The organism is Taklimakanibacter albus (genome assembly GCF_016595235.1).
In the GTDB taxonomy this organism is placed as follows: domain Bacteria; phylum Pseudomonadota; class Alphaproteobacteria; order Rhizobiales; family Aestuariivirgaceae; genus Taklimakanibacter; species Taklimakanibacter albus.
The window spans coordinates 424,785-439,661 of record NZ_JAENHL010000004.1 but is presented as its reverse complement, the minus strand read 5'-3'; the positions used below and the strand labels follow the sequence as shown (position 1 = coordinate 439,661).

Annotated in this window: 14 protein-coding genes; 8 read left to right on the top strand and 6 right to left on the bottom strand. The window is 62.6% G+C overall.

All coding sequences use genetic code 11. The features are described 5' to 3' along the window. Nucleotides 1–9 precede the first annotated feature (9 nt). From JHL16_RS03455 to JHL16_RS03435, 5 genes are all read left to right on the top strand, one after another. Nucleotides 10–1,299, top strand: coding sequence for a flavin monoamine oxidase family protein (locus JHL16_RS03455; RefSeq protein ID WP_200183492.1), 1,290 nt, complete (start codon nucleotides 10–12; stop codon nucleotides 1,297–1,299). Between the two features lie 70 nt (nucleotides 1,300–1,369). After that, nucleotides 1,370–2,464 (top strand): FtsH protease activity modulator HflK, encoded by a 1,095-nt coding sequence (gene hflK / locus JHL16_RS03450; RefSeq protein WP_200183491.1) that lies wholly within the window; start codon nucleotides 1,370–1,372, stop codon nucleotides 2,462–2,464. Continuing rightward, entirely contained in the window at nucleotides 2,461–3,342 is an 882-nt protein-coding gene (gene hflC, locus JHL16_RS03445) for a protease modulator HflC (RefSeq protein ID WP_200183490.1), read from the top strand. The genes hflK and hflC overlap by 4 nt, the downstream gene beginning before the upstream one ends. 13 nt (nucleotides 3,343–3,355) lie before the next feature. Continuing rightward, entirely contained in the window at nucleotides 3,356–3,553 is a 198-nt protein-coding gene (locus JHL16_RS03440) for a DUF2065 domain-containing protein (RefSeq protein ID WP_200183489.1), read from the top strand. A gap of 93 nt (nucleotides 3,554–3,646) precedes the next feature. After that, a complete protein-coding gene (locus JHL16_RS03435) occupies nucleotides 3,647–5,116 on the top strand; it encodes a Do family serine endopeptidase (protein WP_348647158.1) in 1,470 nt (489 codons plus the stop codon). Between the two features lie 77 nt (nucleotides 5,117–5,193). Here JHL16_RS03435 and JHL16_RS34880 read toward each other — a convergent pair whose 3' ends face one another. Both JHL16_RS34880 and serB read right to left on the bottom strand, forming a co-directional pair. After that, nucleotides 5,194–6,108: a hypothetical protein gene (locus JHL16_RS34880; protein ID WP_478140538.1), complete on the bottom strand. Its 915-nt coding sequence runs from the start codon at nucleotides 6,106–6,108 to the stop codon at nucleotides 5,194–5,196. 545 nt (nucleotides 6,109–6,653) lie between these two features. Beyond that, nucleotides 6,654–7,538, bottom strand: coding sequence for a phosphoserine phosphatase SerB (gene serB / locus JHL16_RS03425; RefSeq protein WP_200183487.1), 885 nt, complete (start codon nucleotides 7,536–7,538; stop codon nucleotides 6,654–6,656). Nucleotides 7,539–7,544: 6 nt separating this feature from the next. On the opposite strand from serB, the gene miaA reads away from it, so the two are divergent. The 3 genes from miaA (at nucleotide 7,545) to ilvN (ending at nucleotide 10,951) form a co-directional block, all read left to right on the top strand. Further along, the gene (gene miaA, locus JHL16_RS03420) at nucleotides 7,545–8,414 is read left to right on the top strand and encodes a tRNA (adenosine(37)-N6)-dimethylallyltransferase MiaA (protein ID WP_200183486.1); all 870 of its coding nucleotides are present in this window, start codon (nucleotides 7,545–7,547) and stop codon (nucleotides 8,412–8,414) included. A gap of 188 nt (nucleotides 8,415–8,602) precedes the next feature. Next, a complete protein-coding gene (locus tag JHL16_RS03415) occupies nucleotides 8,603–10,381 on the top strand; it encodes an acetolactate synthase 3 large subunit (RefSeq protein ID WP_200183485.1) in 1,779 nt (592 codons plus the stop codon). A 12-nt stretch (nucleotides 10,382–10,393) separates the two neighbouring features. Then, the gene (gene ilvN / locus JHL16_RS03410) at nucleotides 10,394–10,951 is read left to right on the top strand and encodes an acetolactate synthase small subunit (RefSeq protein ID WP_137858289.1); all 558 of its coding nucleotides are present in this window, start codon (nucleotides 10,394–10,396) and stop codon (nucleotides 10,949–10,951) included. Between the two features lie 40 nt (nucleotides 10,952–10,991). Here the strand turns inward: ilvN and JHL16_RS03405 are convergent, their stop codons facing one another. The 4 genes from JHL16_RS03405 to JHL16_RS03390 are packed head-to-tail and all read right to left on the bottom strand — an operon-like array spanning nucleotide 10,992 to nucleotide 14,875. Then, complete coding sequence (locus JHL16_RS03405) at nucleotides 10,992–12,032, bottom strand: extracellular solute-binding protein (RefSeq protein ID WP_200183484.1); 1,041 nt, start codon at nucleotides 12,030–12,032, stop codon at nucleotides 10,992–10,994. A 26-nt stretch (nucleotides 12,033–12,058) separates the two neighbouring features. Beyond that, nucleotides 12,059–12,862, bottom strand: coding sequence for an ABC transporter permease (locus JHL16_RS03400; RefSeq protein ID WP_200183483.1), 804 nt, complete (start codon nucleotides 12,860–12,862; stop codon nucleotides 12,059–12,061). Continuing rightward, nucleotides 12,855–13,772, bottom strand: a complete 918-nt coding sequence (locus JHL16_RS03395) for an ABC transporter permease (protein ID WP_200183482.1) — start codon at nucleotides 13,770–13,772, stop codon at nucleotides 12,855–12,857. The genes JHL16_RS03400 and JHL16_RS03395 overlap by 8 nt, the downstream gene beginning before the upstream one ends. Next, a complete protein-coding gene (locus JHL16_RS03390; RefSeq protein ID WP_200183481.1) occupies nucleotides 13,769–14,875 on the bottom strand; it encodes an ABC transporter ATP-binding protein in 1,107 nt (368 codons plus the stop codon). Before JHL16_RS03390 ends, JHL16_RS03395 begins: the two co-directional genes overlap by 4 nt. Between the last annotated feature and the right edge of the window lie 2 nt (nucleotides 14,876–14,877).

Here is a 14,877-nt window from a genome sequence, read left to right as displayed (position 1 = left end):
CATCATTGAATGATGGTTCAATATCCGACAAATCCAGACATCGTCGTCATCGGGGCGGGGGCAGCCGGCGTCGGCGCCGGACGTGCTCTGGCCAAGGCCGGCATTCCCTTCCTCATCATCGAAGCCAAGGACCGCATCGGCGGGCGCGCTTTCAGCGAAGCGACGAGCCTCGGGCATTTGTGGGACCATGGCTGCCACTGGTTCCATTCGGCGGACAAAAATGTGCTGCGCGGTCTCGCCGAGGAAATAGGCCACAAATTCCTGAAGAAGCCGCGTGACGGGGTCATGAAGAGCTTCATGAACGGCGAATGGAAAGCCGACCCGGTGCGGGTGGATTATGTATGGGACATTCTGGGCGAGGTGGCCGAGGCCGGACACAAGGGCAAGGACGTTGCGGCGGCGAGCCTGCTCGATCCCAAACATCCCTGGTACCCGATGGCGCGGCATTGGCTCTCGCTGATGTATTCGGCCGAGCCCGAGGACATCTCGACGCGTGATGCCGGAAGTTACGATGATACGGGCATCAATCTCGCGGTCGAGGATGGCTATGGCGCGCTGGTCGCCAAGCTCGCCGAAGGATTGCCCATCGCAACTCAGGTCGCGGCGCGCAAAGTGACGGCGGGCGGGCAAGGCGTGGTCGTTGAGACCGATCAGGGCACGATCACCGCGAAGGCCGCCATCGTCGCGGTGCCGGCACGCATGCTGGAAACGGGCAAGCTCAGCATTGCGGACATGCCGGACGACATCGCCCAGGCCTTCGAGCATGTGCCGATGGGCTATTATGAGAAGATCGCCTTCGCTTTTGACGGAAAAGTGTTCGAGGGTTTCGATGTGCCTTATGCCGACATCTTCGATCCGGTGGCGCCCTCCACGCATCCACTCAATTTCGAACTGCATCCCTTCGGGCGGCCGATCGCCGTCACCCATATCGGCGGCCGTTTCGCGCGCGACATGGAGCGGGAGGGCGAGGCGGGAATGATCGATTTCGCACTGTCGGCCCTGGTGCGGGCCTTCGGCTCCGACTTAAGAAAAAGAGTCAGGAAAGCGACCACAACCCATTGGTCTTCCGACATTTTCATCAATGGCGCCTATTCCTGCGCCAAGCCCGGCCATGGGCTTGCGCGGCGGGTCTTCGCCAATCCGATCGCCGAGCGTATCTTCCTCGCCGGCGAGCACGCGCATCCCACATTCTTTGCAACGGCGCATGGCGCCTTCGAAACCGGGCTCGCTGCCGCTGCGAAAGCGTTAACGGCCGTTGGACATGGCGCTGCGGGGCGCAAACAGGCGGTTTCGGCCTGAATTGCAAGTTGGACTTCCGTCCTCCAAATTCCTATATGAGCGCGACGCATAACGATAAGGGTAAGATTCAATGCCGTGGAACAAGGATGGCGGTGGCGGAGGCAATAAGGGCCCCTGGGGACAAGGCCCCTGGGGACAGGGACCGGGAGGTCCCTCCGGCGGCAATCGCGGCCCCACCCCACCCGATCTCGACGAACTGATCCGCAAGGGCCAGGACAGCCTCAAGAACATCCTGCCCGGTGGTGCCGGCGGACGCAGCACCTGGGTGATCTTCATCCTCGCCATCATAGCACTGATCGCCTTCAACAGCGTCTATCAGGTTCAGGCCGACGAGCGCGGCGTCGTGCTCCGGCTCGGCAGCTATACCCGCACCGTCAATCCGGGTCTGCATTTCGCCATCTGGCCGGTCGAGACGCTCGAAACCGTCCAGGTCGAATCGGAACGGCAGACTTCCATCGGCGCCGTCGCCAATGAAGGGCTGATGCTGGCGGGCGATCAGAATCTGGTCGATATCCGCTTCACCGTGCTGTGGAAGATCAAGAATCCGGAAGAATATCTCTTCAATGTGAGCGACCAGGAAAAGCTGGTCCGCGTGGTGGCGGAAAGCGCCATGCGCGAGATCGTCGGCCGCACACCCGCCGAAGAGGTGCGTACCACCGGCCGTCTGGCGGCGCAGGACCAGGTGATGGGCATCAGCCAGACCACGCTCGACAGCTATGCCGCCGGCATCCTGATCACCGGCCTCAAGCTCGAAAAGGCCGACCCGCCGGCGGAAGTGCTCGATGCGTTCGAAGAAGTGCAGCGCGCAGAGCAGGATCTCGCCCGTTCGATCAACGAAGCCGATCAATATGCCAATCAACGCCGTCGCCTCGTCGAAGGTGAAGCCGCCAAGCTGGTCGAGGACGCCAAGGGCTACAAGGCCCGTGTGACGCTCGAAGCCCAGGGTGAAGCCCAGCGCTTCCTCAGCGTTTATGAAGAGTATGCGAAGGCGAAGGATGTGACGCGCAAGCGCATGTTCCTCGAAACGATGGAAGGCATCCTCTCCAAATCGAACAAGGTGATCATCGAAGGCGACGGGCAAGGGGTCGTTCCCTATCTGCCGCTGCCCGAACTGCAGAAACGTCAGAACAACACGACGACGCCGGCGCAAGGAGCCAATCAATGAACTTCTTCAAATCCTTTGGCGTCATCATCCTCGTCGTTCTGGGACTGATCGTCTGGTCGTCGACCTTCATCGTCGACGAACGCAAAAAGGCGCTGGTGCTGCGCTTCGGCGAGATCAACCGCATCGTCGAGAAGCCGGGTCTCTATTTCAAGATCCCGGTCGCCGACGAGGTGGTGCCGATCGAGGATCGCATGATCCTGTGGACCAGCGACAATATGAGCGTCCAGGTGGTGGACGGACGGCGTTATCTCGTCGACGCCGTCACCATGGCGCGCATCGTCAATGCGCAGCGCTTCCGCGAGACCGTGTCGGCCGACCTGACGCGCGCCTGGGACCGCATCCGCACCCGCCTCGACGCGGCGTTGCGCCAGACCTACGGTAAGCGCACCTTCGATGCGGCGCTGTCCAAGGACCGCGCCGTGATGATGCGCGAGATCCGCGACCAGGTCCGCGCCGAAGCGCTCAATAACGGCATCGAGATCGTCGATGTCCGCATCGTGCGCACCGACCTCATGGATGAGGTGTTGAAGAACACCTATGAGCGGATGAGCTCGGAACGCATCGCCGAGGCCAAGGATCTGCGCGGTCGCGGTGAGGCGCGCAAGATCGAGATCATGGCCCAGGCCGACCGCGCCTATACGGAGAAGCTGGCCGACGCCCAGCGCCAGTCGGAGGTCATCCGCGGCGAAGGCGAAGGCGAGCGTAACCGCATCTTCGCCGAAGCCTTCCAGAAGGACCCGGAATTCTTCGACTTCTACCGGTCGATGCTGGCCTATACCAACAGCCTGTCGGACTCGGGCACCACCATGGTGCTGAAGCCCGATTCGGATTTCTTCAAATATCTCGGCATGGACAAGGCCAAGCCGGCCACGCCCTGACGCTCGCCAAGTCATGAGCGACTTCATCACGGCCCTCGGTCTCGTCTTCGTGATCGAGGGCCTTCTTTATGCCTTTGTTCCGGGCCATCTGAAGGCGGTGATCGCGCTGATGCAGAACACCTCCGATGACGCCTTGAGACTGGGCGGGCTCATCGCCGCGGCCTTCGGTGTCGCGCTGGTGTGGCTGGCCAGGTCGGTTCTCGGATCATGAAATCGTGATCCATAGGCGCTTGCGGGCATCAAGCGTTGGACGCTTACTCACCTGATGATGTGATGACGGAGATCTAGGGTTATGAATGGAACAGTGAAGAAGGTTCTGGCCGCCGCGGTGGCCGCACCTCTGGCTTTCGCTGCCTTTGACGGCTTCGTGCCGCGGCTGCCGGCGCAAGCCCAGCAAATTCAACAGCTTCCGACCGTCGCCGATCTCGCCGAGAAACTCTCGCCGGCGGTCGTCTCGATCGCCACGACACAGAAGGTGGCGGGGGGCGTGCAGCTGCAGATTCCCGAGCTGCCGCCCGACGTTCCCTTTCGCGACATGTTCGAGGATTTCTTCAAGCGCCAGCGTCCGGGCGGGCGCCCCGAACCGCGCACCGTCAATTCGCAAGGCTCCGGTTTCGTCATCGACGCCTCCGGCCTCATCGTCACCAACAACCATGTGATCGAGCAGTCGGAAGAGATCAGCGTCGTCCTCAATGATGGTACCAATCTCAAGGCGGAACTGGTCGGGCGCGACGCCAAGACCGATATCGCGGTGCTCCGGGTCAAGCCGGACAAGCCGCTGACCGCGGTGAGCTTCGGGGATTCCGACAAGCTTCGGGTCGGCGACTGGGTGCTCGCCATCGGCAATCCCTTCGGCCTCGGCGGCTCGGTGTCGCTGGGCATCGTCTCGGCACGCAACCGCGACATCAATGCCGGTCCCTATGACGACTTCATCCAGACGGATGCGGCCATCAACAAAGGCAATTCCGGTGGTCCGCTGTTCAATCTCAATGGCGACGTCGTCGGCGTGAACACCGCCATCTATTCGCCGTCGGGCGGTTCGGTCGGCATCGGCTTCTCGGTTCCGGCCGCCACCGTCAAAGGCGTCGTCGACCAACTCGTCCAATATGGCGAGACACGGCGCGGCTGGCTCGGCGTGCGCATCCAGTCGCTCACCGACGATCTGGCCGAAGGCCTCGATCTCGGCAAGGCGCAAGGCGCTCTCATCGCCGAAGTGACGCCCACCGGGCCCGCCGAAAAGGCCGGCCTCAAGCCGCGCGACGTGATCACCGAATTCGACGGCAAGCCGATCCGCGAGATGAAGGATCTGCCGCGCGTCGTCGCCGACACGCCGATCGGCAAGAAGGTCGCCGTCAAGGTGATGCGCGAAGGCAAGATCGTCGAGCTCTCGGCCGAGGTCGGCCGCCTCGAGGATGGTGAGAAGCTCGCTGCCGCAGCACCCGAAGCGGCCGTGTCGGCCGACACCGCCGACGCGCTCGGCATGAAGCTCTCGATCATCACCGACGAGCAGCGTCAGCGCTTCAAGATCGACGAGGGTCTCGAAGGCGCCATCGTCACCGACGTCGATCCCAACGGGCCGGCGGCGGAGAAACGCATCGAGCCGGGCGATGTCATCGTCGAAGCCGGCCAGAAGCCGGTGAAGACGCCGGGTGATGTGACGGCGCGCATCAAGGACGCCGAGAGCGCGTCGAAGAAGTCGGTGCTGCTCTATATCGCCAAGGGCGGCAAGCAGAGCGAGACGCGCTTCATCGCGGTCAGGATCAAGAAAGACTGATCCGCGTTTCAGGTTAAAAAGAAAGAGCGCCGAACCGGCGCTCTTTTTGTTTGTGCTGTGAAGAAGGGAAAGGAGCCTCAGCTCGTGCCCTTCAGGCGGGCGTTGCAGAGGCTGTAATAACCGCCGCCCTTCTGGATCCATTTGAGGCCGCCCAGCGCGTTGTTTTCCTTGTTCGCATAATACTGCTGCAGGCAGGTATGCATGCGGGCCTTGCCCTCCGACTCGTTCGAATATTTGGAGGAAATGGCGCGCGGGAACTTGACGCTCTTGGGAGCCGCGACCGAGGGAGTCTCGGGCTCGTCGGTGTACTGCGCTTCGCTCTCGGCCGGCACCGTCTCGTCATCGGCCGCTTCGGCGCTGCACTTGGCTTTGCGGAAGTCATTCCACTTCAGGCCGCCGAGTGAGCCCGACTGTTTGGCGGACTGATATTTGGCGCTGCATTCGGTGATCGACAGGCCGCCGCCCGAGCTGGTCGAGGCCTTGGTGGCCTTGGGCGCTTCGAATTCGGCGGAAGCGCCGGGGCCGCATTCGGCCTTGCGGTAGTCGTTCCACTTCATGCCCTTGAGCGCGTCGGCCGCCTTGGCCGCCTGATATTTCGCGCTGCATTGCTTCATCGAGAGGCCGCCGGCCGCGTCTTCGTCATCGGTCGCGGCAGAGGCCTTCTTGGTCTTCGTCTTGCTCGTGGTCTTCTCGACCTCGGCGGAGGCGCCGGGGCCGCATTCGGCTTTGCGGAAGTCGTTCCACTTCATGTCGCCGAGCGTGCCGGCTTCCTTGGCCGCCTGATATTTGGTGCTGCACTGCTTGGAGGTGAGGCCCTTGGCTTCGTCGTTCTCGGAAGCCGCGGCTTTCTTGGTCTTCGTCTTGGCCGTGTCGACCTCGGCGGAAGCACCGGGGCCGCATTCGGTCTTGCGGAAGTCGTTCCACTTCGTGTCGCCAAGCGTGCCTGCTTCCTTGGCCGCCTGGTATTTGGTGCTGCACTGCTTGGAGGTCAGGCCCTTGGCGGCGTCATCCTCGGACGCCGCCGCCTTCTTGGTCTTCGTCTTGGCCTTCTCGATCTCGGCGGAAGCGCCGGGGCCGCATTCGGCCTTGCGGAAGTCGTTCCACTTCGTGTCGCCGAGCGTGCCGGCTTCCTTGGCCGCCTGATATTTGGCGCTGCATTGCTTGGAGGTCTGGCCCTTGGCCGCGTCATCGTCGGAGGCCGCGGCCTTCTTGGTCTTCGTCTTGGTGGTTGCCGCGGCATCGTCATCGGTTGCCGCCGCATCGTCGGCGCACTGCGCCTTGCGGAACTCGTTCCAGTTCAGGCCCTTGAGCGTGCCGGCCTCCTTGGCCGCCTGGTATTTCACGCTGCATTCCTTGCTGGAGAGGGCGCTTGCGGGTGTGACCGCGAAACCAACCGCCGCCAGGGCGAACCCTGCCAGGGCTGTCAGACGAATCATATTCATTGAGGCCTCCATGGGTGCCTTCGCACCGGTACCGCACTCTAACAAAAACGTGATGACGAAAGAAGCGCGCCTGTTTGGGGCGTATTTATGGCCGGTCAGGCGGCCGCAAAATCCTTAACGGAGTAGCCCTGGAGATACAAAAGGGCGGTCAGGTCGCCGTGGTTGATACGCACCGCAGCCTGCTCCTGGACCTTGGGCTTGGCATGCAGCGCCACCCCGAGGCCAGCCTTGCGCAGCATCGGGATGTCGTTGGCGCCGTCGCCCACCGCGAGCGCATCCGCAACGGTGATGCCGAGCCTCGCGGTGATCTCGTCGAGTGCCTGGACCTTGGCATCCTGGCCGAGGATCGGCTCGCCGACGCCGCCGGTGAGGCGGCCCTCGGAGATGAGGAGCTCATTGGCGCGATCCTCGTCGAAGCCCAATTTTTGCGCAACGTAAGAAGTGAACTGGACAAAGCCGCCGGAGACGAGGGCGGCATAGGCGCCATGGGCCTTCATGGTGGCGATCAGCGTCCGGCCGCCCGGCGTGAAGGTGATCCGCTCCTTCAGAACTTTGGCGATGGCGTCTTCCGGCAGGCCCTTCATCAGCTGGAGGCGCGCCTTGAGGGCCGCTTCGAAATCGAGCTCGCCCCGCATGGCGCTGGCGGTGATCTCCTTGATGCGCTCGCCGACACCCGCCAGCGCGCCCAATTCGTCGATGCATTCCTGGCCGATCATGGTCGAATCCATATCGGCGATCAGCAGTCGCTTGCGCCGGTTCGCGGCGGGCACGAGGGCGAGGTCGACGGGCAAATTCCGCACCAGCCGTTGGATCTCGGTGGCGAGACCCGGAAAGGTTGCGGTGCTCACCGGCGCCTGCAGAGCTTCGCTTTCGCACAGCCAGTGGGGTTGCGTCATCGTCAGCTCGCCGAGCGTCTTGGCCACCGTCTCGCCGATTGCGCGCGAGCCCGGGGCTGCTATGAGAATGACAACGGAGTCCATTCACTCATGTCCTTGGAAAAGCGAGCGGTGCTTATCGCAGGACCGACTGCCAGCGGCAAGTCGGCATTGGCGATCGCGCTCGCGCATGAGAAGGGCGGCGTCATCGTCAATGCCGATGCGATGCAGGTCTATCGCGACTTGCGCATCCTGACCGCCCGGCCCAGCGAAGAGGACGAGGCACAGGTGCCGCACCGGCTCTACGGACATGTGTCGGGAGCGAGCGCCTATTCGGTGGCGCGCTGGCTCGCCGATGCGACGGCCGAGCTCGAGGCGGTGTGGCGCTCGGGGCGCGTTCCCGTCATCACCGGTGGGACCGGGCTCTATTTCAAGGCGCTGGAGCAGGGGCTCGCCGATATCCCGCTGATCCCGCCGGACATCACGCAGAAATGGCGGGACGCCAAGGGCGATCTCCATGCCGAGCTTGCCAAGCGCGACGAGGGAGCGGCGGCGCGGCTTAACCCTAACGACCGGCAGCGGATCATCCGGGCGCTCGAGGTCTTCGAGGGCACCGGCAAGCCGCTCGATCACTGGCAGCGGGCGGCCCAGGGCCAGGCTGTGCTGGCAGGGGTGGCGGTCGAGCGGATATTCCTCAATCCGGACCGCAAGATCCTTCACGCCAGAGCCGATGAGCGTTTCGCCCGCATGGTGAAAGAGGGGGCGGTCGAGGAAGTCAAGGCGCTGCTGGCGCTGGGGCTCGACCCCAATGTGCCGGTCATGAAGGCCATCGGGGTCAAGCAATTGGCGGCCTGGTTGTCGGGCTGGCGGGGCCTGGAGGACGCCATCGCGGCCGGCCAGACCGCCACCAGGCAGTATATAAAACGCCAGTTGACCTGGTGGCGCCACCAGATGCCCGGCTGGGAAGAGCGACGCGCTTGACCTTTGCCGCGAGGGCCACTACAAGGCTCGCCATGAACCAATCTCTCGTTCTTATCGTAGGAATGCGCGTCGCCGGGGCAGCCTAAGCTGCCACGATACTGGCTGACGCGCAAAAGGCTCCCTCGGGGGCCTTTTTTATTGCCCGCGATGGAACGGAAGCACGAGGATAAAGAGGAAGGAAGAGGACGATGGCTGGCCGAAGCGATGAGCAAATGACAGGCGCCGAGATCATTTTGAAGGCGCTGGCGGATCAAGGGGTCGAACATATATTCGGCTATCCGGGAGGCGCGGTTCTCCCGATCTATGACGAGATCTTCCAGCAGGAGAAGGTGAAGCACATCCTGGTGCGCCACGAGCAGGGCGCCACCCATGCGGCGGAAGGTTATGCCCGTTCCACCGGCAAGCCCGGCGTCGTCCTCGTCACCTCCGGCCCCGGCGCCACCAATGCGGTCACCGGTCTCACCGATGCGCTCATGGATTCGATCCCGATGGTCTGCATCACCGGTCAGGTGCCGACCCATCTGATCGGCAACGATGCCTTCCAGGAATGCGACACGGTCGGCATCACCAGGCCGTGCACCAAGCACAATTACCTGGTGAAGAACGTCAACGACCTGGCGCGCATTCTGCACGAGGCCTTCTATGTGGCGACCAATGGCCGTCCAGGCCCGGTCGTCGTCGACGTGCCGAAGGATGTCCAGTTCGCCAAGGGCACCTATGTTGGTCCCGGCAATATCCAGCACAAGACCTATCGCCCGAAGGTGAAGCCCGACCAGAACGCGGTGCGGGCCGCAGTCGACCTGATCGCCAGCGCCAAGCGGCCGATCTTCTATACCGGCGGCGGCGTCATCAATTCGGGTCCGGCGGCCTCGAAGCTCCTGCGCGAATTCGTCAAGATGACCGGCTTCCCGGTCACTTCGACCTTGATGGGGCTCGGTGCCTTCCCGGCTTCCGACAAGCATTGGCTCGGCATGCTCGGCATGCACGGAACCTACGAGGCCAATATGGCCATGCATGGCTGCGACGTGCTGATCAATATCGGGGCGCGCTTCGATGACCGCATCACCGGCCGCGTCGATGCCTTCTCGCCGCATTCGCGCAAGATCCATGTCGATATCGATCCCTCGTCGGTCAACAAGAATGTCCGCGTCGATCTGCCCGTCATCGGCGACTGCGCTCATGTGCTCGAAGACTTCATCCGCGTGTGGAAGGCCAGGCAGCACCAGGTCGACAAGCCGGCGCTGGCCCAGTGGTGGAAGCAGATCGATCAGTGGCGTTCGCGCGACAGCCTCAAATACAAGGCGCGCAAGGACGTCATCATGCCGCAATATGCGATCGAGCGGCTTTATGCGCTGACCCGCGACAAGGATGTCTATATCACCACCGAAGTCGGCCAGCATCAGATGTGGGCGGCGCAGTTCTTCAAGTTCGAGGAACCGAACCGCTGGATGACCTCGGGCGGCCTCGGCACGATGGGGTATGGCCTTCCCGCCACGATCGGCGTGCAGATGGCGCATCCGAAGAGTCTCGTCATCGACATCGCCGGCGATGCCTCGGTGCTGATGACGATGCAGGAGATTTCAACTGCGGTGCAGTATCGCCTGCCGGTCAAGATCTTCATCCTCAATAACCAGTATATGGGCATGGTGCGCCAGTGGCAGCAGCTCCTGCATGGCAACCGCCTGTCGGAAAGCTATTCGGAAGCATTGCCCGATTTCGTCAAGCTGGCGGAAGCCTATGGCGCGGTCGGCATGCGAGCGGAAAAGCCTTCCGAGCTCGATAGCGCGATCAAGGCGATGATCGAGGTCGACCGCCCGGTGATCTTCGACTGCCGTGTCGCGAGCCTCGCCAATTGCTTCCCGATGATTCCCTCGGGCAAGGCACATAACGAGATGTTGCTCGGCGAGGACGTGCCGGATGATGAGATCGAAAAGGCGATCGGCGCCGAAGGCAAAGTCCTGGTGTAAGGAACAACGACAATGAACATGCAAGCACAACCGGCTTCCGCCTATTTCCTCGATGATCGTAAGCGCGCGGTCGAGACGCATACGCTGTGCGTCGTGGTCGACAACGAGCCGGGCGTCCTCGCCCGTGTCATCGGCCTGTTCTCGGGCCGCGGCTACAATATCGACTCGCTCACCGTCTCCGAGACCGAGCATGATGCGCATGTCTCGCGCATCACCATCGTGACGTCGGGCACCAGCAATGTGATCGAGCAGATCAAGGCGCAGCTCGAGCGCATGGTGCCGGTGCATTCGGTCGCCGACCTCACCGTCCAGGGCAACGCCATCGAGCGCGAATTGGCGCTCATCAAGGTGGCGGGAAAGGGTGAAAAGCGCATGGAAGCGCTGCGGCTCGCCGACGCCTTCCGCGCCCATGTCATCGATGCGACGACTGAAAGCTTCGTCTTCGAACTGACCGGCAAGACCAGCAAGGTCGATCAGTTCATCTCGCTGATGCAGCCGCTTGGTCTCGTCGAAGTGTCGCGCACCGGCATCGCCGCCATTTCGCGCGGCCACGAGGCCATGAAGATCTGACGTAAATGGCCGCAAGAGCGGGTGCTCTTGCGGCCTCGCCTCATTTGAGGATGTTGGTCCACACCTTGTCGATCAGCTTCTGGGATGGGGCATCGCAGGCCCAGGAGAAGACGATCTTGACGTCGGCCGGCGCGTTGATCTCAGGTGCCGTGCGCATCTCTTCATTGAGACCGGCTTCCATGCCCTTGATGCCGGCGGCATAGCCGGTGAAGTTCGCCTGCAGGGCCATGTTCTCCGGCGCCATCATGAAGTTGATGAACTTCTTGGCGTTCTCGACATTGCCGGCGGTGGCCGGAATCATCATATTGTCCATCCAGCCGATGACACCTTCCTTCGGATAGGCATAGGTGACGATCTTGCCGGATTTGGCGCCTTCGGTACGGCCCTTGAGGGCATAGCCGTTCCACTGCGTGCTGATCACGCTGTCGCCATTGATCAGGCGGTCATTCATGCCCTCCGAGCTGTAGGTGTTGACGGCGGGCTTCTGCGCGAGCAGCAGGTCCTGGACCTTCTGCATCTCGGCAGGATCGGGGTTACAGAATTTCTGGCCGAGATAGAGATGCGCCAGATTGACGACTTCCTCCGGTGTCTTGAAGACGCTCACACGGCCCGCCGCCTTGTCGCCGGGCTTGAAGAACTCGCCCAGGGATTCGAGCTTCTTGCCGTAGAGATCCTCACGATAGGCGACCGAGGTGGTGCCCCAGTGGAAGGGGGCGGTATATTCCTGGTTCTTGTCCCACTCCGGGTTCTTCCAGCGGTCCTCGACATTGGCGAAATTGGGCAGGGCTTTCGCGTCGTATTTCTGGACCAGCTTCTCGTCGATGAGGATGGGCACGAAATTATGCGAGGGGATGATGACGTCATAGCCGGTGGCGCCGGCCTTCAATTTGGCGAGCAAGGTCTCGTTCGAGTCATACGTGTCGATGGTGACCTTGATCCCGGTCTCGGCCTCGAACTTCTTGATCGCTTCGGGTGAGGTATAGTCCGTCCAGTTATAGAGAAAGAGCTTCTCCTCCGACCATGCGGCATTGGGTGAAAGCGCCAGCAGGCCCGCGACCGCGGATGCGACGAGCAATCTCATTGGTTTCCTCCTTCATTTTTTCGTTTCTAGGCAGTGGCGGCATCGCGATTGCGGGTGACGAGCCAATAGAGCGTCACCAGCAGGACGGAAGCCAAAAGCAGCAGGGATGAAACGGCATTGACCTCGGGCGTCACACCCTGGCGGATCATGCTGTAGATATAGACGGGCAGCGTGGTGGAGCCGGCGCCCGCCACCATCATGGTGATGATGAAGTCGTCGAGCGAGATGACGAAGCTCAGCATGGCGCCGGCGAGGATGCCCGGCATCAGGATCGGCAGCGTGACATACCGGAACGTCGCCCAGTCACTGCCATAGAGATCGGCGGAGGCCTGCTCGAGCGTCGTGTCCATGCCTTCGAGGCGCGCGCGGATCGGCATGAAGGCGAAGGGGATGCAGAAAGTGACATGAGCGATGATCACATTGCCGAGACCGAGCGACAGGCCGGTGCCGGCGAAGACGATCAGCATGGCAACGGCGGTGACGATCTCGGGCACCATCAAAGGCAGCGAGATCATCGCGAGGCTGGCGCCGCGCCCGCGGAAGGGGCCGCCGCGCGTCATCACCAGCGCTGCAAGCGTGGCGATCACCGTCGCCAGGGCCGTCGCGACCGTCGCCACGATGAGCGAGTTGAGCGCGGCGCGCTGGATGTCGGCATTGGCGAAGGCCTTGGCATACCAGTTGAGGCCGAAGCCCGACCAGACCATCACCAGCGAGCCCGAATTGAAGGAATAGAGAATGAGAATGGCGATCGGCAGATAGAGAAAGACCATGAAGCCAAAGGCCGCGGACCTGAGCCCTCTCACTTCGCCGACATTGCGGAACTCAGGCATGGGCGAGGGCTCCCGATTGCGCGCCGGCGCGGCGGGCGGCCTGCGCATACCAGAGGAGGCAAAGGACGACGAAAGCGAGGAGGATCATCGCCACGGCGGCGCCGAAGGGCCAGTTGCGCGCGGTGGCGAACTGGAACTGCACCAGGCTGCCGAGCATCAGCTTCTTGCCGCCGCCCAGGAGGTCGGGCTGGATGAAGGCGCCGAGGCAGGGAATGAAAACAAGGATGGAACCGGCGACGATGCCGGGCTTCGCCAGCGGGATGATCACCCGCCGGAAGGTCTCGAAGGTCGAGGAATAAAGATCAGCCGAGGCCTCGACGAGACGGAAATCGAGCTTCTCGAGGCTCGCATAGATCGGCAGCACCATAATCGGGATGAAGGCGTAGATGAGGCCGATGACGATGGCGAAGTCGGTATACATGAGGCCGAGCGTGTCGTCGGCGCCGAGGATCCCCAGCCACCGGAAGGGCAGCTCGATCGTGCCGTTGCGGCCGAGGATGATGATCCAGGCGAAAGTGCGTACCAGCTGGTTGGTCCAGAAGGGGATGGTGATCAGGTAAATCCAGATATTGCGGTGCCGGGCGGGCTGGCGGGCAATGAAATAGGCGATCGGAAAACCGACGATCAGGCAGAGGATGGTGGCCAGCACCGCGAGGCCGAGCGAGCGCAGGATGATGATGAGATAACCCGACTGGAAAACGAGATTGTCGGCGAGATCGCGCTCGAACAGGAACTGCACATAGGCTTCGGGTGAGAAGCGCCAGACGATCCCGCCAAAGGGGTTGGCCTCGAGGAACGAATAGAGCGCCATGATGGCGACCGGCACCAGCATGAAGAGGCCGATGACGGCCAGTGCCGGCAGGAGACCGAGAAACCTGCGCAGCGCCGGCGTCTGTGCTGATGCGATCATGCGGCCAGCATCCGCAAGGCGTCGGCGCCGATGATAAGCGAGACGCGATCCCCGGTCTTGTAAGGTGTGCCACCATCGTCCCGGTTGCGTCCGGCCACAATCAGCGGAGCATCCTCACCAATATCGACCTGATAGAAGATCGACTGGCCGAGATATTCCATCGTCTGGATCCTGCCCGCCAAGCCGGCATCGCCGGGGGCTTCCATCCGTACTTTCTCCGGACGCAGGAACAAGGTCACTCTGTCACCGGGCTTGCCGCCGGGCGCCGCTGCGAGGGTGAAGGAGAGACCGCGGGCGGAACGACAGCTGGCCACGCCGTCTATGATGCCGTCGATCTCGGCAGTGATAAAATTCGCGTCCCCGATGAAGGAGGCGACGAAGCGGTTGGCGGGATATTCATAGATCTCCGCCGGTGTGCCGATCTGCTGGACCTCGCCCTCCGACATGACGGCGATGCGATCGCTCATCGACAAGGCTTCTTCCTGGTCGTGGGTGACGAAGACGAAAGTGATGCCGGTGGCGCGCTGAAGCTGCTTGAGCTCGGCGCGCATCGCCTGTCTGAGCTTCAGGTCGAGGGCGGAGAGAGGCTCGTCGAGAAGCAGCACCTTGGGATGCGGCGCCAGGGCCCGGGCGAGGGCGACACGCTGCTGCTGGCCGCCCGACAATTGCGCCGGGCGACGCTCGGCGAATTTCTCCATCTTGACCAGCTGGAGCATGCGGGCGACCGTCTCGGCGATTTCCTTGGCCGGCCGGCGCAGGCGCTGCGGTCCATAGGCCACATTTTCGGCCACCGTCATATGCGGAAACAGCGCGTAATGCTGGAAGACGGTGTTGACCGAGCGCCGGTTGGCCGGCAGCCCGGCAATATTCTCACCATAAAGCGAGACGGCGCCGTCGCTCACCGCCTCGAAGCCTGCCAGGATGCGGAGCAGGGTGGTCTTGCCGCAGCCCGAAGGCCCCAGCAAGGTGAAGAACTCATTGTCGCGAATGGTGAGCGATACGTCCTTCAGGGCCACGACGCCAGCCGGGCCGTGGCCGAAGCGCTTGACGACGCCCGCGACATCGATCGCCGTCTTGCGCTCCATTCCCGATCCTGTGCTCATTG

What these genes read in the sequence shown, in the direction of transcription:
- JHL16_RS03455 (WP_200183492.1), top strand. Translation starts at nt 10, where the DNA reads ATGATGGTTCAATATCCGACAAATCCAGACATCGTCGTCATCGGGGCG.
- hflK (WP_200183491.1), top strand. Translation starts at nt 1,370, where the DNA reads ATGCCGTGGAACAAGGATGGCGGTGGCGGAGGCAATAAGGGCCCCTGG.
- hflC (WP_200183490.1), top strand. Translation starts at nt 2,461, where the DNA reads ATGAACTTCTTCAAATCCTTTGGCGTCATCATCCTCGTCGTTCTGGGA.
- JHL16_RS03440 (WP_200183489.1), top strand. Translation starts at nt 3,356, where the DNA reads ATGAGCGACTTCATCACGGCCCTCGGTCTCGTCTTCGTGATCGAGGGC.
- serB (WP_200183487.1), bottom strand. Translation starts at nt 7,538, where the DNA reads ATGGACTCCGTTGTCATTCTCATAGCAGCCCCGGGCTCGCGCGCAATC.
- miaA (WP_200183486.1), top strand. Translation starts at nt 7,545, where the DNA reads ATGTCCTTGGAAAAGCGAGCGGTGCTTATCGCAGGACCGACTGCCAGC.
- JHL16_RS03415 (WP_200183485.1), top strand. Translation starts at nt 8,603, where the DNA reads ATGGCTGGCCGAAGCGATGAGCAAATGACAGGCGCCGAGATCATTTTG.
- ilvN (WP_137858289.1), top strand. Translation starts at nt 10,394, where the DNA reads ATGAACATGCAAGCACAACCGGCTTCCGCCTATTTCCTCGATGATCGT.
- JHL16_RS03405 (WP_200183484.1), bottom strand. Translation starts at nt 12,032, where the DNA reads ATGAGATTGCTCGTCGCATCCGCGGTCGCGGGCCTGCTGGCGCTTTCA.
- JHL16_RS03400 (WP_200183483.1), bottom strand. Translation starts at nt 12,862, where the DNA reads ATGCCTGAGTTCCGCAATGTCGGCGAAGTGAGAGGGCTCAGGTCCGCG.
- JHL16_RS03395 (WP_200183482.1), bottom strand. Translation starts at nt 13,772, where the DNA reads ATGATCGCATCAGCACAGACGCCGGCGCTGCGCAGGTTTCTCGGTCTC.
- JHL16_RS03390 (WP_200183481.1), bottom strand. Translation starts at nt 14,875, where the DNA reads ATGAGCACAGGATCGGGAATGGAGCGCAAGACGGCGATCGATGTCGCG.